Raw genomic sequence first — 20,134 nt, 5'->3', positions numbered from 1 at the left:
GGCCGTCTCCTCACTCGGCCACATGAGCCACCTCCATCCCGTGGGCGCCGCCCATCATCAGACCGATCTCTTCGAGGCTCAGCCCCTTGGCCGGGCGCGGGGCCGACAACCGGCCCTCGTTCAGCGCGGCGAAGCGGTCGGAGATTTCCATCAGCTCGTCCAGATCCTGACTGATGACGACGACGGCGGTGCCGGCCTCGGCCAGATCCAGCAGCGACTGCCGGATCGCTGCGGCAGCCGAGGCATCGACCCCCCAGGTCGGCTGGTTCACCACCAGCACCTCGGGGCGTTGCAACACCTCGCGCCCGATGACGAATTTCTGCAGGTTGCCGCCCGACAGCGACCGCGCGGCATTGCCGGGGCCGGGGGTGCGCACGTCGAAGGTGTCGATCACCTTCTCGGCAAAGGCGCGGGCGGCGGGCCATTTCAGAAAGCCGCGCGTCGCCAGACCCTGGCGGATCGCGGCGGTCAGCATCGCGTTCTCGGTCAGGCTCATGTCGGGCGCCGCGGCATGGCCAAGCCGTTCTTCCGGCGCGGCCAGCACGGCGATCCGGCGCCTCAGGCTCGGCCCCAGCGCACCGATGGCCTGGCCGTGCAGCCGCACCGTGTCGGGCGCGACCGGCGCTTCGCCCGAAATCGCGTCCAGCAATTCGTCCTGCCCGTTGCCCGCGACCCCGCCGATACCGAGGATTTCGCCCGCGCGGACGGTGAAGGAAATGTCGCGCAGGCTGGTGCCGAACGGGTTGGGCGAAGGCAGGCTGAGCCCCGAGACCTCCAGAACCGGCGCGCCCGGCGCGCTGCCCGCCCGCGACGGGGTGGCAAGCTTGGCGCCCACCATCATCTCGGCCAGTTCGGCGGCGGTCTTTTCGCGCGGGTTGCAGCTTTCGACGACCCGCCCCAGCCGCAGCACCGTCGCCCGGTCGCAGAGCGTCCGGATCTCTTCGAGCTTGTGCGAAATATAAAGGATGGCGGTGCCCTCGGCCGCCAGCTTGCGAAGTGTCGCGAACAGGATATCGACTTCCTGGGGCGTCAGAACGCTGGTCGGTTCGTCCATGATCAGCACGCGCGGGTCCTGCAGCAGACAGCGGATGATCTCGACCCGCTGGCGCTCGCCCGCCGAAAGATCGCCGACCAGCCGGTCGGGGTTCAGCGGCAGCCCGTAAGTCTCGCTGACCTCGCGGATCTGGCCCGCAAGGCGGCGCATCGGCGGCGGCGTCTCCATGCCCAGCGCGATGTTCTCGGCCACGCTCAGCGCGTCGAACAGCGAGAAATGCTGAAACACCATCGCCACCCCGGCGCGCCGCGCGGCGCTGGGCTCGGGTGGCGCATACGGCGCGGCGCGCAGGGTCATCCGCCCGCTGTCGGGCTGCACCAGCCCGTAGATCATCTTGACGAGGGTGGATTTCCCGGCGCCGTTCTCGCCCAGCAGCGCATGCACCTCGCCCTCGGCGATCTCGAAGCTCACATGGTCGTTGGCGACCACGCCCGGATAGGCCTTGGTCAGGCCCTCGACTGTCAGAAGCGCTGTCACCCCGCGATGTCCCTCGCTGCGATCCGGTCTACGCCCTCGCTTAGTAGCGCGGCGGCGACGCCAATCGCAATGGCTTGAGGGTGTTTCCCCAGGGTCTTCTGCCCAATCGGGCAGCAGATGCGTGCGATTTCGGCAGGGCTGTGACCAAGCTGGCCCAGCCTGGTCCGGAACCGCGCCCATTTGCTGTCCGACCCGATCAGCCCGGCCGACCCGAAGCCCCGGACCAGAAGCGCGTGACAGAGCGCCAGATCGAGCGCGTGCGAATAGGTCAGGATCAGGTGATGCGCCCCGGCCGGGGCCTCGGGCACCAGTGCGGCCGGGTCGGATGCGATCCTCGGCACGACGCCGTCGGGAAGCACATCGGGAAACCGTGCGGCCGCGGTATCGACCCAGGTGATGGCCAGCCCCGGCAGCGGCGCCAGCACCCCCACCAGCGCGCGGCCGACATGGCCCGCCCCCCAGATCCAGAGCGCCCGGGCGGGCAGCGCCAGGGGTTCCAGAAACCAGCCCTCCTTCAGCAGGACCGGCGGCGCACCCAGCCCGCCCCGGACCCCCGCCAGTGCCCGGCGCAGCGCCAGCGGCATCGGTCTGTCGCCCTCGACCCGGCGGGCATGGACCTCGCCGGTCAGGGCCGCGACGGCTTCGGCGTCGAAAACCTCGCTGACCAGCGTCACCGCCCCCCCGCAGCATTGTCCGAGCCCGGGGCCCAAGGCTACCCGCGCGACCCGCGCGCTGCCCCGGTCCCGCAGCAGGCGGCGGGCCTCGGCCGCGGCCTCGAATTCCAGCGCGCCGCCGCCGATGGTGCCGCTTTGGCCCTCCGCCCAGACCAGCATCGCCGTTCCCGCCTCGCGCGGGGCCGACCCGCGGATCTCGGCCACAACGACCCGGACGACGCGGCCCTCGGCCGCCACCGCCCGTGCCAGCGCGTCCCGCTCGAGGCTCATGCCCGGACCCTGTCGATGGCGGCGAGGATACGTTCGGGCGTCGCCGGGGCGTCGAGCGCCGGATAGCCCGATCCGCAGGCCGCAACCGCGTCCGACAGCGCCATCAGGACCGAAATGCCCAGCATGAAGGGCGGCTCGCCTACCGCCTTCGAGCGGTAGATCGTCTCGGCCGGGTTCGGCGCGTCCCAGAGCGCCACGTTGAATATCGCGGGCCGGTCGCCGATGGCCGGGATCTTGTAGGTCGAGGGCGCATGGGTCGAAAGCCGCCCCTTGGCGTCCCAGACCAGTTCCTCCATGGTCAGCCAGCCCGCGCCCTGCACGAAACCGCCCTCGATCTGACCGATATCGAGCGCGGGGTTCAGGCTCGCGCCCGCATCGTGAAGGATATCGGTCCTCAGGATCCGGTTCTCGCCGGTCAGCGTGTCGATCACCACCTCGCTCGCCGCCGCCCCATAGGCGAAATAGAAGAACGGCCGGCCGGTGCCCGCGATCCGGTCCCAGCTCAGCCCGGGCGTGCGGTGGAACCCGGTGGCACTGAGGCTCACCCGGCCCTCATAGGCGCTTTTCGCGGCCGCGGCGAAGCTCATCTCGTTGCCACCCGCAAACACCCGGCCGTCGGCAAAATGCACCTCGTCCGGTTCGGTCTGATGCAGCTCGGCCAGATGGGCGGCGATCCGGCCACGGATCTCGTCGCAGGCGGCCTTGACCGCCATCCCGTTCATGTCGGACCCCGACGAGGCCGCGGTGGCCGAGGTATTGGGCACCTTGCCGGTATCGGTCGCGGTGATCTTCACCGCCCCGACCGGCAGCCCGAAGGCACTGGCCGCGACCTGCGCCACCTTCTGGAACAGCCCCTGTCCCATCTCGGTGCCGCCATGGTTCAAATGGACCGACCCGTCCTGATAGACATGCACCAGCGCCCCGGCCTGGTTCAGATGGCTCAGTGTGAAGGAAATCCCGAACTTCACCGGCGTCAGCGCGATCCCCTTCTTCAGCACGGCATGCCGGGCATTCCACTCGGCGACCGCCGCCCGCCGCGCGGTATAGTCGGCGCGCTCCGCCAGTGCGGCCGTCATCTCGTGCAGGATGAAATCCTCGACCTCCATCCCATAGGGCGTGGTCGTCTTCTTCTTGGCCGAAATACCCTCGGGGGGGGCCGATCCGGAGGATCGGCGGGGGGCAGACAGCCCCCCAGCACCGGCCGGAGCGCTGTCATAATAGTTGATCCGCCGCACCTCCAGCGGATCGCGGCCCAGCGCATGGGCGATATGGTCCATCACCCGCTCGATGCCCACCATCCCCTGCGGTCCGCCAAAGCCGCGAAAGGCGGTCGCGGACTGGGTATGGGTCTTCAGCCGGTGGCTTTCGATCCGAACGGCCGGCAGGAAATAGGCGTTGTCGGCATGCAGCATCGCCCGGTCGGCCACCGGCAGGCTCAGGTCCTGGGCCCAGCCGCAGCGGGTATATTGCCAGAACTCGACCCCCGCGATCCGGCCCCGGTCATCGCTGCCCGCCCGATAGCGAATGCGGAAATCGTGGCGCTTGCCGGTGATGACCATGTCGTCGTCGCGGTCATAGCGCATCCGGCAGGGCCGCCCGGTCGCGCGCGCGGCCAGCGCGCAGGCAATGGCAAGCGCATTGCCCTGGCTTTCCTTGCCGCCGAAGGCCCCGCCCATGCGCCGCACCTCGACCCGGACCGCATGCATCGGCAGGCCGAGCGCGTCCGCGACCTTGTGCTGGATTTCGGAGGGATGCTGGGTCGAGGCATGCACGACCATGTCGCCGCCCTCCTGCGGCAGGGCCAGTGCGGCCTGGCCTTCCAGGTAGAAATGCTCCTGCCCGCCGATTTCGATCACGCCCTCGACGCGGTGGGCAGCGCCCGCGATGGCCGCGGCCGCGTCGCCCCGTTCCCAGATCCGCGGCCCGTCCTCGAAGCGGCTGTTCGCGGCCAGCGCCTGGTCGATCGTCAGGATCGCGGGCCGGTCCTCGCATGTCACGCCGGCAAGTCGCGCGGCCTTGCGGGCGGCAAGATGGCTGTCGGCGATCACCAGAAACAGCGGCTGGCCGCAATAGCGGATCTCTCCGGGGGCCAGCAACGGCTCGTCATGGGCCGAGGGCGAACAGTCGGGCATCGGGTCGAGATCGTCCGGGCCAAGCACCGCCACCACCCCGGGGGCGGCGCGCACCGGCGCGAGGTCCATCGCCAGAACCCTGCCATGGGCGATCTGCGACAGCCCGAAGGCGAGGTGCAGCGTGCCTGCCGGGGCCGGGATGTCGTCGAGATAGCGCGCCTCGCCGGTCGCATGCAGGCGCGCTGCGTCATGGGGCAGGGGGCTTTTCACGCTCACGGGGCGACCTCGTCGATATCGGCGGGCTCGTTCCGGCCTTCGTGCCAGAGACGCAGCAGCATGTTTTCTGCTGCGCGCAGCCGGTACCTGGCTGAGGCACGCATGTCGGACATCGGCTGGAAATCGGCCGCGAAGGCGGGCAGGGCGGCCTCGAGCGTGGCTTGCGCGAAGGGCTGTCCGGTCAGTGCGGCCTCGACCGCGCGGGCGCGTTTCGGGATGCCGGCCATGCCGCCGAAGGCGATGCGCGCGCTTTCGATGCGGCCATCGCGGAGGGTCAGGTTGAAACAGCCCAGCACGGCCGAGATATCCTGATCGCGGCGCTTCGAGAGCTTGTAGCAGCGCAGGGTATCGGGCTGGCGCGGGACCGTCACCGCCTCGACGAATTCGCCGCGCGCCCGGTCCTGCTTGCGATAATCGAGGAAAAAGTCCTCGAGCGGCATTGCGCGGCGGCGGTCGCCCTTGCGCAGGTGCAGGGTGGCACCCAGCGCGATCAGCGCGGGCGGGCTGTCGCCGATGGGCGAGCCGTTGGCGATATTGCCGCCGAGCGTCGCGGCTGCCCGGACCTGGGCCGAGCCGAAGCGGGTCAGCATCCGGGCGAGATGCGGATGGGGATCGCGCATCAGGTCGAGAAGCCGCGCGATGGTCACGCCCGCGCCGATGCGGATCTCGGTCTCGGTCGTCTCGATCCGTTTCAGGTCCTCGCAACCCGACAGGAAGGCCACGTCGCCCAGGTCGCGAAGGCCCTTGGTGACCCAGAGCCCGACATCGGTGGCGCCCGCGATCAGCGTGGCATCGGGATGAGCGTCATACCAGGCGGCCAGCGCGTCGGCCGTGGCCGGGCGGAAGGCGGGGGGGCTGTCCGCCCCCCGCCGATCCTGTGGATCGGCCCCCCCCGAGGGTATTTCGGCCAAGAAGAAGCTGGCGTCTTCCTCGATCCAGTCGGGAACCGGGGCGTTGCGGGCGGCCTCGGCGGCGCGCAGGATCGGGGCATAGCCGGTGCAGCGGCAGAGATTGCCCGCAAGCGCGCTGTCGAGATCGGTTTCCCCCATCTTGTGGGCGGTCGCCATCGAGACCGCGAAACCGGGCGTGCAGAAGCCGCACTGGCTGCCGTGATGGTCGATCAGCGCCTCTTGCACCGGGTGCAGCCGGCCATCGGGTGCCGCCAGGCCCTCGACGGTGCGGATCGCCTTGCCGTCGATCTGCGGCAGGAAGAGGATGCAGGCATTGAGCGCGCTGCTGCCCTCGGCATCCGTCACCATCACCGTGCAGGCGCCGCAATCGCCCTCGCGGCAGGCCTCCTTGGTGCCGGTCAGGCCGCGCGTCTCGCGCAGCCAGTCGAGCAGCGTCGCGGTGGGCGCAACCTCCGTCAAAGCCACTCTTTCTCCGTTCAGAAGAAAGGTGATGTCCATGCCGTGAATCCGCCGCCTTACCGGGTTGTCGCCGTCGTCCCCGGGCCGGGCTCCCTCGATGCGGCGTAGAAGGAGCGGCCCCTGTCGGGTCCTCCGGGCCAGCAGATCGGGCGATGCCGGGCTTGGCAAGAGAAAACCGGGCGAAGATGTGGCGAAGTGGCAGGTGGCGCCCAAAAAACAGGCAGACCTGGCGCCACCTTCGGGGAATGCGGCTTGGCAGGGGCGGGGCCGCGCCCCTATGCTGCCCCCTGTCGGGGCAGAAGGACCGGGAGCAACATGTATCCGCACGCGCTGCATCACGTTCAGCTGGCGATGCCGGAGGGCCGCGAGGACGAGGCGCGGGCCTTTTACGGCGGACTTCTGGGGCTGGAGGAAGAGCAAAAGCCCGAGGCGCTGGAGGCGCGCGGCGGGGTCTGGTTCCGGCGCGGCGAGTTGCGGCTGCATCTGGGGGTCGAGACGCCCTTCGCGGCCGCGCGCAAGGCGCATCCGGCGCTGGAGGTGCGCGGGCTGGGCGCGCTTGCCGACCGGCTGGAACGGGCGGGCCTTGCGCCGCGCTGGGACGGGGCGCTGCCGGGAATGCGACGGTTCTACATCGACGACCCGTTCGGCAACCGGATCGAGTTTCTGGAACCGGTCTGAGCCTTTCGCCCGGCGCCGGCTCTGGATAGGGTGGGGCCATGGCCGCGCCCCGATTCATCCATCTTCGCCTGCATACCGAATACTCGCTGCTCGAGGGGGCGGTCCGGGTCAAGAAACTGCCCGATCTGTGCAAGGCCGCCGGGATGCCCGCGGTCGCCGTGACCGACACGAACAACATGTTCTGCGCGCTGGAGTTTTCCAGCTATGCCACCGGGGCGGGGATCCAGCCGATCCTGGGCTGTCAGGTCGATCTGGCCTACGATCCGGCGGCCCCGGGCGAGCGTCCGCGTCCGCCCGCGCCTGTGGTCCTGCTGGCGCAGGACGAGGCCGGCTACGGCAATCTGATGAAGCTGAATTCCTGCCTCTATCTGGGCAAGTCGGGCGAGCTGCCCCAGGTCACGCCCGATCAGCTGATCGGGCATTCGGCCGGGCTGATCTGCCTGACGGGCGGGCCGGACGGTCCCGTGGGGCGGCTCATTCGCGAGGGCCAGCGGGCCAAGGCCGAGGCGCTTGTGACCCGGCTGGCCGCGGCCTTTCCGACCCGGCTTTATGTCGAGTTGCAGCGCCATCCGGGCGAGGGCGGCCAGCCGACCGAGGCCGAGCGCGAGACCGAGCGCGCTCATGTCGAGATGGCCTATGCCATGGATTTGCCGCTGGTCGCGACCAATGACGTCTACTTCCCCAAATCCGACATGTACGAGGCCCATGATGCGCTTTTGTGCATCGCCGACGGCGCCTATGTCGATCAGGCCGAGCCGCGCCGCCGCCTGACGCCCCAGCATTATTTCAAGACGCCCGAAGAGATGGCGGCGCTGTTCGCCGACCTGCCCGAGGCGCTGGAAAACACCGTCGAGATCGCCCGCCGCTGCGCGGTGAAATCGGAAAAGCGCAAGCCCATCCTGCCGCGCTTTGCCGATGACGAGGTCGAGGAGCTGCGCCGTCAGGCCTGGGAAGGGCTCGAGGCCCGGCTGGCGGTGATCCCCCATGCCGCGCCGGTCGAGGAGTACGAGAAGCGGCTGAAATTCGAGCTCGGGATCATCGAGGGGATGGGTTTCCCGGGCTATTTCCTGATTGTGGCCGACTTCATCAAATGGGGCAAGGACCACGGCATCCCGGTGGGCCCCGGTCGGGGGTCGGGCGCGGGCTCGCTGGTGGCTTATGCACTGACCATCACCGACCTCGACCCCTTGCGCTATTCGCTGCTGTTCGAGCGCTTCCTGAACCCCGAACGGGTCTCGATGCCCGACTTCGACATCGACTTCTGCATGGATCGCCGGGAAGAGGTGATCCATTACGTGCAGGAAAAATACGGCCGCGAGAAGGTGGCGCAGATCATCACCTTCGGCGCGCTCCTGTCGAAGGCCGCGGTGCGCGACGTGGGCCGGGTGCTGCAGATGCCCTATGGCCAGGTCGACAAGCTGTCAAAGCTGATCCCGGTCGAGGGCGTGAAGCCGGTCTCGATTTCCCAGGCCCTGACCGACGAGCCGCGGCTGCGCGAGGCGGCGAAGAACGAAGAGGTCGTGGAGCGGCTGCTGACCTATGGCCAGCAGGTCGAAGGGCTTCTACGGAACGCCTCGACCCACGCCGCGGGGGTGGTGATCGGCGACCGGCCGCTCGACGATCTGGTGCCGCTTTACCAGGACCCGCGGTCCGACATGCCCGCGACCCAGTTCAACATGAAATGGGTCGAACAGGCCGGTCTGGTGAAGTTCGACTTTCTCGGGCTGAAGACGCTGACGGTGATCCGGAACGCCATCGACCTGATCCTCGGCAGCGGCCGGCCGCTGCACCGGGCAGCCGACGGGACCGAGCTTTACCAGCCGGCGGCCGGGGCCGAAAACGATATCGGGCATATCCCGCTCGACGATCCGAAGACCTACGAGCTTTACGCGACCGCCCATACGGTCGCGGTGTTCCAGGTGGAAAGCTCGGGCATGATGGACGCGCTGCGGCGCATGAAGCCCACCTGCATCGAGGATATCGTGGCGCTGGTGGCGCTCTACCGGCCCGGCCCGATGGAGAACATTCCCACCTATTGCGAGGTGAAACAGGGGCTCAGGCCGCTCGAATCGATCCATCCCACCATCGACCACATCCTGGCCGAGACCCAGGGCATCATCGTCTATCAGGAACAGGTGATGCAGATCGCTCAGGTGATGGCGGGCTACAGCCTCGGCGGCGCCGACCTGCTGCGCCGGGCCATGGGCAAGAAGATCAAGGAGGCGATGGATGCCGAGCGCCCGAAATTCGTCGAGGGCGCCAAGAAGAACGGGGTCGATGCCAAGAAGGCGACCGAGGTCTTCGACCTCCTGGAAAAGTTCGCGAATTACGGCTTCAACAAGTCGCACGCCGCAGCCTATGCGGTCGTCAGCTACCAGACCGCCTGGCTGAAGGCCAACCACCCGGTCGAGTTCATGGCGGGCGTCATGAACTGCGATATCCATCTGACCGACAAGCTTGCTGTCTATGCCGAAGAAGTTCGCCGGGGCCTTGGACTGGAGATCGTCGCGCCCTGCGTGAACCGCTCGCTTCCTACCTTCGACGTGCAGGAGGGACGGCTGGTCTACGCGCTGGGGGCGCTCAAGAACGTGGGTATCGAGGCGATGAAGTTGATCGTCGAGGCCCGTGACGGCCGACCCTTCGGCTCGCTCTTCGATTTTGCCCGCCGGGTCGACATGAAGCATGTGGGCAAGCGGCCGCTGGAAATGCTGGCCCGCGCCGGGGCGTTCGACGCGCTGGACGGCAACCGCCGGCGGGTCTTCGAAAGCCTCGATGCGCTGGTGGCCTATTCGGCGGCCATTCACGAACAGCGCGCCTCGGCACAGGTGTCGCTTTTCGGCGAGGCGGGCGAGGATCTGCCCGAGCCGCGCTTGGCCTCCGTGACCGACTGGCTGCCGAACGAACGGCTGGCCGAGGAACAGAAGGCCATCGGCTTCTACCTCTCGGGCCACCCGCTCGACGATTACATGCCCGCGCTGCGTCGGAAGAAGGTGATGACCCGGGCCGAGGTCGAGGAAAAGACCAAGTCGGGGCCGGCCCTCGTCCAGATGGCGGGCGCCGTGGCCGGGCGGCAAGAGAGGAAATCGGCCAAGGGCAACCGCTTTGCCTTCGTGCAGATGTCGGACCCGACGGGGCTTTTCGAGGTGACGCTGTTCTCGGATGTGCTCGAGGTCGCGCGCGACAGTCTCGAACCCGGCATGAATGTGGTGATCCAGGTCGAGGCCAATCTGGAGAACGAGCAACTGAAGCTTCTGGGCCGGTCGGTGAAGCCGGTCGATACCGTCGTGGCCGATGCCGGGGCGACCGGGCTAAAGGTGGTGGTCGAGACCGAAGCCGCTGTCGAGGCGGTCGCGGCCCTGCTCGACCGGGCGCGCAGCGAAAGCGGGCCGCGCGCTCGCGGCCCCATTGAATTCTGCCTGATCGCCCCCGACCTGCCCGGCGAGGTCCGGATGGCGCTGAACGACCGCTACCCGGTCAATCCCCAGATCAAGGGCGCGCTGCGCAGCCTGCCCGGCGTCGCCACGGTCGAAGAGGTCTGAACCCGACCTGCCCGCCGGCCGGGCTTCGGGGCGGCGCGACCGCCCCCGATCGCGGTGCGCTCCGATGGTCCGGAACCGTGCCGTCCGCAAAAGGGGGGGCATGCGTTGCCCGGGGTGCCTGCGGCCCGCCCGTCCCGCCGCAAGACGCCCGCTTCGCGACTTTCTTCTTGGCTCAAATACCCAAGGCGCTTCACCGGCCGTCCGCGCGGGCCCGCAGGGTCAGCGCGCCACTTGTGCCGGTTGCCGCTCTGACCCCGCATCCGCCCGGTCGCGTGCCGCGCTGCGTGCAAGCGTCCCGGCGACCAGCCGTTGAAACCCGGCGATCTCCCTCGCCTGCCGGTCGATGGCCCGCGTCAGCCCGTCGACCTCGGTGCCCAGCCGGGTCAACCGCGTTTCCAGTGCCGTCAGTTCTCGATCCATGCGTCCTCCGGACCTTGCGCGACCTTGCCCCCCGGCCCCCCTTCCGCTAGACCCCGCGCGACGCGTAGGCAGTGGCGAGAGACCGATGGCCAAGGACAAGAAACCCCGCCGCCCCAGGGCCGAGACGCCCAAGGGTTTCCGCGACTATTTCGGTGTCGATGTCACGGAACGTAAGGCGATGCTCGACCGTATCGCCGAGGTCTACCACCGTTATGGTTACGATCCCCTTGAGACCTCCGCGGTCGAGACGGTCGAGGCGCTGGGCAAGTTCCTGCCCGATGTCGACCGTCCCAACGAAGGCGTCTTCGCCTGGCAGGAGGAGGACAGCGACTGGGTCGCGCTCCGCTATGACCTGACCGCGCCGCTGGCCCGGGTCGCGGCGCAGTTCCGCAACGATCTGCCCAGCCCCTACCGGCGCTATGCGATGGGGCCGGTCTGGCGCAACGAAAAACCGGGGCCGGGGCGGTTCCGTCAGTTCTATCAATGTGATGCCGACACGGTGGGCGCGGCGACCGTTGCCGCCGATGCCGAGGTCTGCATGATGCTGGCAGACGCCTTGGAGGCTGTCGGTATCGAGCGTAGTGACTACATTATCCGAATCAATAGCCGCAAAGTCCTGAATGGGCTTATGGAAGTGGCGGGTATCCTCGATCCCGAGGATCCTTCGAAATTTGAACGGGAACGCGGCATCGTTCTGCGAGCACTCGACAAATTTGACCGACTCGGACCTGTAGGTGTTCAAGCTCTTTTGGGCAAAGGTCGGGAGGACCAAAGCGGCGACTTCACTGAAGGCGCGGGACTTAATCCCGAACAAATTCAGCATTTTCTTCATTTCTTGAACGTAGAAGAGAAGAATCTCGACACGATGGAGCGACAGGTGGCGCAGCGCCCGACTCCTTTCGAACTGTCGTCAAACGTGTTCATTCCCAAGCGAGGAAGAGAGAACCCGAACTACGACACTTTGCAGCGCTTGCTATCTCTCGTGGAACACTCTGTCGAAGGCAGAGAGGGTGTGAACGAGTTGGCTCAGATCGCTGAGATGCTGTTCTATTCAGGGTACTATTCTGACCGGATCATCCTCGATCCGTCCGTCGTGCGGGGGCTTGGCTATTATACCGGCCCGGTCTTCGAGGCCGAACTGACCTTCGAGATCCTCGACGAAAAGGGGCGGCCGCGGCAATTCGGGTCCGTCGCGGGTGGCGGGCGTTATGACGATCTGGTCAAGCGTTTCACCGGGCAGGACGTGCCCGCGACCGGCGTCTCGATCGGCGTCGACCGGCTGCTGGCCGCGCTGCGCGCCAAGGGCCGCGCCGGGGCCGACCCGAAAGGTCCGGTGATCGTGACCGTGATGGATCGCGACCGGATGGCCGAGTATCAGACCATGGTGGGCGAGCTGCGCAATGCCGGCATCCGCGCCGAGGTCTATCTGGGCAACCCGAAGAACTTCGGCAACCAGCTGAAATACGCCGACAAACGCCAGTCGCCCGTCGCCATCATCCAGGGCAGCGACGAGGCGGCGCGCGGCGTCGTCCAGATCAAGGATCTGGTGCTGGGCGCGAGGATCGCCGAAAGCGCCAGCCTCGAGGAATGGAAATCCCAGCCTGCCCAGTTCGAGGCGGCGCGAAGCGATCTGGTGGCCGAGGTCCGGCGGCTGCTCGCGCAGGGCGAGGGCTGAGCGGTGCAGGACAAGGGCCGCATTCTCGCGCAGGCCGAACGGCTGCATGTGTTCTTCCGGGGCGCGGGGGCCGAGCCGGTTCAGACCGCGATCCTGCAACCGGCCGAGACGCTTCTCGATCTGTATGGCGAGGATATCCGGGCGCGGGCCTATGTGACCTCGGACGCGCTGCGGGGCGAACAGATGCTGCGCCCCGATTTCACCGTGCCGGTGGTGCAGATGCATATGGACAGCGCCGCCGACCCGGCCCGCTATACCTATTGCGGCGAGGTCTTCCGCCGGCAGGAACGCGACCCGGCTCGGCCCAACGAATATATCCAGGTGGGCTACGAGCTTTTCGGCGGCGAAAGCCCGGCCGAGGCCGATGCCGAGGTCTTCGCGCTGTTTTCCGAGGCGCTGTCGCCGCTCGACCTCAGGGCCGCGACCGGCGATATCGGGCTGATCCTTGCGGCTGTCGACGGGCTTTCGACCACGGACAAGCGCAAGGCGGCGCTGCGGCGCCATGTCTGGCGGCCGCGCCGGTTCCGCGCGCTGCTGGAACGGTTTGCCGGGCGCACCCCGGTGCCCGAAAGCCGCAAGCGCCTGCTGGCCGAGATCGAGACCCATGGCGTCGAGGCGGTGCTGAACGCCGCCGCTCCGGAAATCGGACTGCGCTCGCGCGCCGATGTGGCCTACCGGCTTTACGCTCTGGTTCAGGACGCGGCCGAGCCGCCGGTCTCGACCGGCGAGACCGAATTGCTGGAGGATCTGCTGTCGATCCGCGAGACCTCGGTGCATGCGCTGGCGCATCTGCGCGACATCGCGGTCGATCTCAAGACCATCGGCCCGGCGGTCGACCGGATGCAGGCGCGGCTCGACGCGCTGGCGGGGCAAGGGATCGACGTCGATCTTCTGGATTTCGAGGCCAGCTACGGTCGCACCACGATGGAATATTACGACGGCTTCGTCTTCGGCTTCTACGCCGAGGGCCAGCCCGGGCTGCCGCCGGTCGCCACGGGCGGGCGCTATGACGCGCTGACCCGCATCTTGGGGCGCGGCCGCGAGGTGCCCGCGGTCGGCGGCGTGGTCCGGCCCGAACTGGTGCTGTCGCTGACGGAGGCGCTGGCATGACGCTGAAACTCGGGGTGCCCTCCAAGGGCCGGCTGATGGAAAAGACCTTCGACTGGTTCGCCGAGCGGGGCATCTCTATCGCCCGCACCGGGTCCGAGCGCGAGTATTCGGGCGCGGTCGAGGGCGTCGAGGGGATCGAACTGATGCTGCTGTCGGCGGGCGAGATCCCGCGCGAGCTGGCTTCGGGGCGAATCCATCTGGGCGTGACCGGGTCCGATCTGGTACAGGAACGGATCGCCGACTGGGAACATCGGGTGCTGGCGCTCGAACCGATGGGCTTCGGCTATGCCGATCTGATCATCGCGGTGCCGCGCTGCTGGGCCGATGTCGACACGCTGGACGATCTCGACGCGGCGGCGGCGGCCTTCCGGGCCGCCCATGGCCACCGGCTGCGGATCGCGACCAAGTATCACCGGCTGGTCCGGGTCTTCCTGCGCGATGCGGGCGTGGCCGACTATCAGCTGGTCGACAGTCAGGGGGCGACCGAGGGCACGGTCAAGAACCTGACCGCCGAAGCCATCGCCGATATCACCTCGACCGGCGAGACGCTGCGGGCCAATCACCTGAAGATATTGTCCGACGGGTTGATCCACCGCAGCCAGGCGACGCTTTTCAAGTCGCGCTCGGCCGAGTACAGCGACGCGGACCGCGTGAACCTGCGCGAGCTTCTGGACCGTCTGGGGCTGGGGCGCTGACCTTCGGGGGGCCGTGCCGGTCCGCCCCGTGACGTCGGACCCTCCTTCCGGCGCGGGTCCGGCCGGTGTCGTTGGCCGAGGGACGTGCCGAAGCTTCAGCGTCTTCCTAAGCGCCGATTTTGCCCTCAACGACCCGCCGATGGATCGGATCGTCTGACAGGCCAGAGCGTCGGTCGTGAGACTGCCGTTGCGCCGCGTGACACGCGTCCTCGGGCCTTGTTGGGCCAATAGGCGACACGGGCGCGGCCCCTGAAAGGGCCGCAGGCGTTTCAAAATAAAGGTTCAGCTCGACCCCGATCGGACGACCGGCCGGCAAGAACGGCCAGGGTCGCAGAGGTCCGGTCCGGCACTTGCCCGCCGGTCATCGGACGGGGAAGGCCCGTCCAGAACGCCTTCGGCAGGCGCCTGGACGGCAGGCTCAGAGCGCGGGATAGATCGGGAAGCGGGCGCAGAGCGCCGCGACCTCGGCCTTGACCCGGGCCTCGACCTCGGCGTTACCCTCTTCGCCATTGGCGGCGAGCCCGTCCACGACCTCGGTGATCCAGCGGCCGATCTGGGCGAATTCCTCTTCGCCGAAGCCGCGGGTCGTTCCGGCGGGCGAGCCCAGACGGATGCCGCTGGTGATCGTGGGCTTCTCGGTGTCGAAGGGGATGCCGTTCTTGTTGCAGGTGATATGGGCGCGGCCCAGAGCCTTCTCGGTGGCGTTGCCCTTCACGCCCTTGGGCCGCAGGTCGACCAGCAGGACGTGGCTGTCGGTGCCGTTGGTGACGAGGTTCAACCCGCCCTCGACCAGCGCCGCGCCCAGCGCCTTGGCGTTCTTGATGACCTGTTCCTGATAGGTCTTGAAGTCCGGGCGCAGCGCCTCGCCGAAGGCCACGGCCTTGCCCGCGATCACATGCATCAGCGGCCCGCCCTGGATGCCCGGGAAGATGGCCGAGTTGAACTTCTTGGCCAGCGCCTCGTCATTCGTCAGGATCATGCCGCCGCGCGGCCCGCGCAGGGTCTTGTGGGTCGTGGTGGTGGCGACATGGGCATGCGGGAAGGGCGAGGGGTAAAGGCCGGCCGCGACCAGCCCCGCGAAATGGGCCATGTCGACCATCAGCCAGGCGCCCACGCTGTCGGCGATCTCGCGGAAGCGCTTGAAGTCGATGATGCGCGGAATGGCCGAGCCGCCGGCGATGATCAGCTTGGGCTTGTGCTCATTGGCAAGCGCCGCGATCTGGTCGTAGTCGATCTCGAGATCGCTTTCGCGCACGCCGTACTGGACGGCGTTGAACCACTTGCCCGACTGGTTCGGGGCGGCGCCATGAGTCAGGTGGCCGCCCGCATCGAGGCTCATGCCGAGGATAGTGTCGCCGGGTTTCAACAGCGCGGTGAAGACGCCCTGGTTGGCCTGGCTGCCCGAGTTCGGCTGGACATTGGCGAAGGCCACGTCGAACAGCTTGCAGGCGCGTTCGATCGCGAGGTTCTCGGCGATGTCCACGAACTGGCAGCCGCCGTAATAGCGCTTGCCCGGGTAGCCTTCGGCATATTTGTTGGTCATCACCGAGCCCTGCGCCTCCATCACGGCGCGGCTGACGATGTTTTCCGACGCGATCAGTTCGATCTCGTCGCGCTGGCGGCCGAGTTCCAGGCCGATGGCCTTGGCGATTTCGGGGTCGCGAGTGGCCAGGTCGTCCTGGAAAAAGCCACTGTCTTGGTGATGGGCATTCATCTTGGGTCTCCTCGAAACAGCCTGGGCCGGATGACGGCGGTTTTATCGGAAGGCCGGGCATCGCAAAAGCCCGTTTTCAGCGGGTCGCGGGGTCAGCGCGGGGCGGAGCCGGGCCTTGTGTTTCCGATCGGCGCGCGCGAAGACTTGGCCGGAAACGCGCGAAGGACAGGAACATGGCCGGCAGGACGAGGATCGCCTTTCTGGCAAGCGAAACGGCGAGCGCCGAAGGCGCGCTGGAACGGCTGACGGCCCGGTACGGCCAGACCGCGCTGGAGGCGGCCGAGGTGATCGTGGCTCTGGGCGGCGACGGCTTCATGCTGCAGACGCTGCATGCGACGCAAGCGCATGATCTGCCTGTCTATGGCATGAATTGCGGCACCATTGGCTTTCTGATGAACGAATTCCACGAGGACTGGCTGATCGAGCGGCTGGAGGCGGCGGCCGAGGAAATCCTCAACCCGCTGAGGCTGAAGGCGACCCGGCCGGATGGCGCAGTGGTGGAGGCGCTGGCGATCAACGAGGTCAGCCTTCTGCGCGCCGGGCCGCAGGCGGCCAAGCTCCGGATTTCGGTCGATGGCAAGGTGCGGCTCGAGGAGCTGGTCTGCGACGGCGCGCTGGTGGCGACCCCGGCCGGCTCGACGGCCTACAACTATTCGGCCCACGGTCCGATCCTGCCCATCGGATCGGATGTGCTGGCCCTGACCGCGGTCGCGCCTTACCGGCCGCGGCGCTGGCGCGGCGCGCTGCTGCCGAAGCGGGCGACGGTCCGGATCGAGGTCCTGCAACCCGCCAAACGCCCGGTCATGGCCGAGGGCGACAGCCGGGGGGCGGGGGTCGTGAGCATGGTAGAGATCCGGTCGGAATCGGCCATTTCGCACCGGATTCTGTTCGATCCGGGCCACGGGCTTGAAGAGCGGCTGATCCGCGAACAGTTCCTTTAGGGCGCTGCGGCCAGGGCAGGCGCGATTTTTCTGCGAAAAATCGGGGTCGCGCTGCGGGCCGGTCAGCCCGCCTGGTCCTTGCGCGCCCAAGCCTCGCGCTTGCGGTAAAGCGTCGAGGGCGACACGTCGAGCACCTTGGCCGCGCGCGGCAACGACCCGCCTTCGCGGGCGATGGTGCCCTCGATCACCACCTGCTCGATCTCGGCCAGCGTCCGGCCGATCAGGTCCTCGATCTGGACCGGCGGCGTCGGACTGCCGGTCGCCGGCGGCGGGCTGAACCCCGGCCCGGCCAGACGCCCGCGCTCCTGCTGCAGCGCGATCGGCAGCATGTCGAGCGTGACCTCGGGGCCCTGGTTCAGCACCACCGCATGGCGCAGCACGTTCAGCAACTGACGTACGTTGCCGGGCCAGGGCAGGCGGCGGAACAGGTCCGCCACCTCGGGGGCGAGCCGGTCGAAGCTGCGCTCTTCCTCGGCGGATAGCTTTTCGAGCGCGGCCTGGGCGATCTCGACGACATCCTCGCCGCGATCGCGCAGCGGCGGCAGGTGGATCGGCACCACGTGCAGGCGGTAGTAGAGATCCTCGCGGAACCGGCCAAGCCGGACCTCTTCGAGAGGATCGCGGTTCGTCGCGCAGACGATCCGGACATTGACCTTGCGCGGATGCGAGGCGCCGATGGGCTGTACGGTCGAGGTCTGCAGGAAGCGCAGGAGCTTGGTTTGCAACCCCATGTCCATCTCGCAGATCTCGTCGAGGAAGAGCGTTCCCCCGTCAGCCACCGCCGCGGCGCCCGGCTTGTCGGCCAGCGCCCCGGTGAAGGCGCCCTTGAGATGGCCGAAGACCTCGGATTCCAGAAGATCGCGCGGGATCGCGGCGCAGTTCAGCGGCACGAACGGCCCGTCGGCCCGGGCCGAGGCGGCATGCACGGCCTGCGCGCAGATCTCCTTGCCGGTGCCGCTTTCGCCGGTGATGAAGACCGTGGCCTTGGACCGACCGACCGAGGCGATCCGGTCGTAGACCGCCACCATCTGCGGCGAACTGCCGACAAAACCCGTCGGCGGTTCCGGGGTTGTCCGGACCGGCGGGGCGGGGGCCGGTGGTTCGTTGGCCGCGCCGCGCTCGGCCAGCGCGGTTTCGACCGCGTGCAGGAAACGCTGTTCGTTGAAGGGCTTGAGCAGGAATTCATAGGCCCCGGCCCGCATCGCCTCGACCGCGCGGTTGATCGAGCCGTTGGCGGTGACCACGATCACCCGGGTTTCGGGTGCCAGGGCCAGAAACTCCTGCAACAACTCCTGCCCCGGACGATCGGGCAGCATCAGATCCAGCAGCACGACCGGCGGCTTGAGTTCGCGGAAGGCCGCCAGCCCTTCTTCCGCGGTCGAGGCGGACACCACCTTGTAGCCGGCATTGCGCAGCACCGTCTCGTAGATCATCTGCAGGGACGGCGTGTCCTCGATCATCAGAAGCGGGGGAACACTCATGCGCCTGCCTTGCTGTAACGGCTGTCGAATTCGGCCCGAAGGGCGGTGCACAGATCCCCGATGCTGGCGATGGTGCTTGGGCAGAGCCGCGCGATTTCGGCCTCGTCCGGCAGGCGCGCAGCGGAATTGAGGTTTTCGGCCAGCGCCTGCAGGGCGCCATTGCCGACCGCGCCCGCCAGCGAGATCAGCACATGGGTCTGCGAGCGCAGCTTCGCGCGGTCGCCCTGGGCGAGGGCTTCGGTGAGGCCGGCGCGCACGGTTTCGAGATCGTCGCGCATCCGTGTCAGAAGCTCGCGCCCGTCCTCAGGCCCCGCCAGCGCCAGCAACCGGTCGAGATGCAGTGCGTCGAAGGGCGCGGCGTCATGGGACGGAACCAGCATGCAGCCGCAGGGCCGCTTGCGCAACACCCGCAGGATGGCCTCGCCGAAGGAATCGAGGCTGAGGATCGGCTTGGCGAGGATCCCGTCGGCGCCGGCGGCATAGATCTGGTCGCGATTGGCCGACAGCACGAAGGCCGTCACCGCCAGCACCGCGGTACCGGGGCCGTCGCCTTCGGACGTGCGCAGGCGCCGGATCACGTCGATGCCCGACAGGCGCGGCATTTCGATGTCGATCAGCGCAATATCGAAGCGGCGCGCGGCCAGAAGCTCGGCCGCGGCCTGTCCGTCCTTGACCAGCGTGCAGCGCGCGCCAAGGGTTTCCAGCATCTGCCGCATGAGAAGCTGGTTCGTGGGGTTGTCCTCGGCCAGCAGCACGTCGCAGCGGGACAGATCGGGCAGGTCATGCAGATCGCCCGGCGCATGCACTCCTGGCGCCCAGGCGCTGCGCGGCAGGATGACCGAAACCTCGGCCCCGCCCTCGGCCAGATTCACGACCTGAAGCTGACCGCGCACCCGCCGTGCCAGATCGCGCACGATATGAAGCCCCAGCCCGGTGCCGGGGCGGCTGCTTTCGACCGGCCGTCCGGCGAATTCGAAAAGCCGCGCCAGCGCCGCCTCGGAAAAGCCGGGGCCGGTGTCGCGCACCCGCAGGCACAGCGATTCCTGCGGACCCATATGGACCCGCAGCCGCACCGTTCCGGTCGGGGAATACTTCATCGCATTGCCGATCACGTTCGCCAGGATCCGTTCCAGCGCGGCGGGGTCGGTTCCGACGATGCCGGGCAGGTCGCCATCGGCATCGAGCGCGAAGCTCAGCCCGTGCTCGTCGGCATGGGCGCGCCAGCGGCTGGCGATCCGGTCGAGGAACGGGCGCAACTGGGTATGGACCGGCACTTCGGCCCGGTCGACCTCGTCGCCAGACATCAGCGCGACGGTCTCGTCGGTCAGCCGGGCAAGCTGTTCGGCCGCGCTTTGGACCCGCTTGAGCTGTAACCGGGAATCGGCGTCGAGCGGACCGAGATCGGCCAGAGACAGTCCGCCGAGAATATCCGAGATCGCGGCCCGCATGTCGTGGCCCAGCATGGCCGCGCGTTTCTGTGCCCCGCGCCCGGCGAAACTCGGCTCTGCGAGCATGCCCCGACCGGCCGGGCCGAAGTCTTCGTCCCCGCCGACAGTCCCACTGGCGGTGCGTTCCGGGATCGGCAACATCACTACACTCGCATGGGTTGCATTGCCATCTTACTATCGCGCCTGCGGCCAAGCACCAACCTGTCTATTCGTCAGGTCCGGCCAGGATCGGGGAAAAAA

Annotated in this window: 14 protein-coding genes; 6 read left to right on the top strand and 8 right to left on the bottom strand. The window is 68.1% G+C overall.

From position 1 onward, the window contains the following. Nucleotides 1–10 precede the first annotated feature (10 nt). From C8N38_RS10800 to xdhA, 4 genes are read right to left on the bottom strand one after another with little or no spacing between them, the layout of a single operon-like run. Complete coding sequence (locus C8N38_RS10800; RefSeq protein WP_108027191.1) at nt 11–1,531, bottom strand: ABC transporter ATP-binding protein; 1,521 nt, start codon at nt 1,529–1,531, stop codon at nt 11–13. Further along, complete coding sequence (gene xdhC / locus C8N38_RS10795; RefSeq protein WP_108027190.1) at nt 1,528–2,475, bottom strand: xanthine dehydrogenase accessory protein XdhC; 948 nt, start codon at nt 2,473–2,475, stop codon at nt 1,528–1,530. Before xdhC ends, C8N38_RS10800 begins: the two co-directional genes overlap by 4 nt. Further along, complete coding sequence (gene xdhB / locus C8N38_RS10790; protein ID WP_108027189.1) at nt 2,472–4,823, bottom strand: xanthine dehydrogenase molybdopterin binding subunit; 2,352 nt, start codon at nt 4,821–4,823, stop codon at nt 2,472–2,474. The genes xdhC and xdhB overlap by 4 nt, the downstream gene beginning before the upstream one ends. Continuing rightward, a complete protein-coding gene (gene xdhA, locus C8N38_RS10785) occupies nt 4,820–6,232 on the bottom strand; it encodes a xanthine dehydrogenase small subunit (RefSeq protein ID WP_108027188.1) in 1,413 nt (470 codons plus the stop codon). The genes xdhB and xdhA overlap by 4 nt, the downstream gene beginning before the upstream one ends. A 276-nt stretch (nt 6,233–6,508) precedes the next feature. On the opposite strand from xdhA, the gene C8N38_RS10780 reads away from it, so the two are divergent. Together C8N38_RS10780 and dnaE are read left to right on the top strand one after the other, a co-directional pair. Beyond that, complete coding sequence (locus C8N38_RS10780; protein WP_108027187.1) at nt 6,509–6,871, top strand: VOC family protein; 363 nt, start codon at nt 6,509–6,511, stop codon at nt 6,869–6,871. 38 nt (nt 6,872–6,909) lie between these two features. Then, complete coding sequence (dnaE, locus tag C8N38_RS10775; protein ID WP_108027186.1) at nt 6,910–10,410, top strand: DNA polymerase III subunit alpha; 3,501 nt, start codon at nt 6,910–6,912, stop codon at nt 10,408–10,410. Between the two features lie 219 nt (nt 10,411–10,629). Here the strand turns inward: dnaE and C8N38_RS10770 are convergent, their stop codons facing one another. Further along, entirely contained in the window at nt 10,630–10,830 is a 201-nt protein-coding gene (locus tag C8N38_RS10770) for a hypothetical protein (protein ID WP_108027185.1), read from the bottom strand. An 85-nt stretch (nt 10,831–10,915) separates the two neighbouring features. Here C8N38_RS10770 and hisS point away from each other — a divergent pair, with 85 nt between their 5' ends. The 3 genes from hisS to hisG are packed head-to-tail and all read left to right on the top strand — an operon-like array spanning nt 10,916 to nt 14,310. After that, nucleotides 10,916–12,505, top strand: a complete 1,590-nt coding sequence (gene hisS, locus C8N38_RS10765) for a histidine--tRNA ligase (protein WP_108027184.1) — start codon at nt 10,916–10,918, stop codon at nt 12,503–12,505. Between the two features lie 3 nt (nt 12,506–12,508). After that, nucleotides 12,509–13,615, top strand: coding sequence for an ATP phosphoribosyltransferase regulatory subunit (locus C8N38_RS10760; RefSeq protein ID WP_108027183.1), 1,107 nt, complete (start codon nt 12,509–12,511; stop codon nt 13,613–13,615). Continuing rightward, nucleotides 13,612–14,310: an ATP phosphoribosyltransferase gene (gene hisG / locus C8N38_RS10755; protein WP_108027182.1), complete on the top strand. Its 699-nt coding sequence runs from the start codon at nt 13,612–13,614 to the stop codon at nt 14,308–14,310. The genes C8N38_RS10760 and hisG overlap by 4 nt, the downstream gene beginning before the upstream one ends. Before the next feature lie 418 nt (nt 14,311–14,728). Here the strand turns inward: hisG and glyA are convergent, their stop codons facing one another. Next, nucleotides 14,729–16,024 (bottom strand): serine hydroxymethyltransferase, encoded by a 1,296-nt coding sequence (gene glyA, locus C8N38_RS10750; protein ID WP_108027181.1) that lies wholly within the window; start codon nt 16,022–16,024, stop codon nt 14,729–14,731. Between the two features lie 173 nt (nt 16,025–16,197). Between glyA and C8N38_RS10745 the strand changes: the two genes are divergently transcribed. Next, nucleotides 16,198–16,965 carry an NAD kinase gene (locus C8N38_RS10745; RefSeq protein WP_108027180.1) on the top strand — a complete coding sequence of 256 codons (768 nt, stop codon included), beginning with the start codon at nt 16,198–16,200 and terminating at the stop codon, nt 16,963–16,965. 62 nt (nt 16,966–17,027) lie between these two features. Here C8N38_RS10745 and C8N38_RS10740 read toward each other — a convergent pair whose 3' ends face one another. Further along, complete coding sequence (locus tag C8N38_RS10740; protein WP_108027179.1) at nt 17,028–18,446, bottom strand: sigma-54-dependent transcriptional regulator; 1,419 nt, start codon at nt 18,444–18,446, stop codon at nt 17,028–17,030. Continuing rightward, nucleotides 18,443–19,960, bottom strand: coding sequence for a hybrid sensor histidine kinase/response regulator (locus C8N38_RS10735; protein WP_158272338.1), 1,518 nt, complete (start codon nt 19,958–19,960; stop codon nt 18,443–18,445). Before C8N38_RS10735 ends, C8N38_RS10740 begins: the two co-directional genes overlap by 4 nt. Between the last annotated feature and the right edge of the window lie 174 nt (nt 19,961–20,134).

It is taken from the genome of Rhodovulum kholense (genome assembly GCF_003053725.1).
Taxonomy (GTDB): Bacteria; Pseudomonadota; Alphaproteobacteria; order Rhodobacterales; family Rhodobacteraceae; genus Rhodovulum; species Rhodovulum kholense.
This window is presented reverse-complemented; position numbering and strand designations above follow the sequence as displayed.

What these genes read in the sequence shown, in the direction of transcription:
- C8N38_RS10780 (WP_108027187.1), top strand. Translation starts at nt 6,509, where the DNA reads ATGTATCCGCACGCGCTGCATCACGTTCAGCTGGCGATGCCGGAGGGC.
- C8N38_RS10740 (WP_108027179.1), bottom strand. Translation starts at nt 18,446, where the DNA reads ATGAGTGTTCCCCCGCTTCTGATGATCGAGGACACGCCGTCCCTGCAG.
- hisS (WP_108027184.1), top strand. Translation starts at nt 10,916, where the DNA reads ATGGCCAAGGACAAGAAACCCCGCCGCCCCAGGGCCGAGACGCCCAAG.
- dnaE (WP_108027186.1), top strand. Translation starts at nt 6,910, where the DNA reads ATGGCCGCGCCCCGATTCATCCATCTTCGCCTGCATACCGAATACTCG.
- C8N38_RS10745 (WP_108027180.1), top strand. Translation starts at nt 16,198, where the DNA reads ATGGCCGGCAGGACGAGGATCGCCTTTCTGGCAAGCGAAACGGCGAGC.
- glyA (WP_108027181.1), bottom strand. Translation starts at nt 16,024, where the DNA reads ATGAATGCCCATCACCAAGACAGTGGCTTTTTCCAGGACGACCTGGCC.
- xdhA (WP_108027188.1), bottom strand. Translation starts at nt 6,232, where the DNA reads ATGGACATCACCTTTCTTCTGAACGGAGAAAGAGTGGCTTTGACGGAG.
- hisG (WP_108027182.1), top strand. Translation starts at nt 13,612, where the DNA reads ATGACGCTGAAACTCGGGGTGCCCTCCAAGGGCCGGCTGATGGAAAAG.
- C8N38_RS10770 (WP_108027185.1), bottom strand. Translation starts at nt 10,830, where the DNA reads ATGGATCGAGAACTGACGGCACTGGAAACGCGGTTGACCCGGCTGGGC.
- C8N38_RS10735 (WP_158272338.1), bottom strand. Translation starts at nt 19,960, where the DNA reads ATGCTCGCAGAGCCGAGTTTCGCCGGGCGCGGGGCACAGAAACGCGCG.
- xdhC (WP_108027190.1), bottom strand. Translation starts at nt 2,475, where the DNA reads ATGAGCCTCGAGCGGGACGCGCTGGCACGGGCGGTGGCGGCCGAGGGC.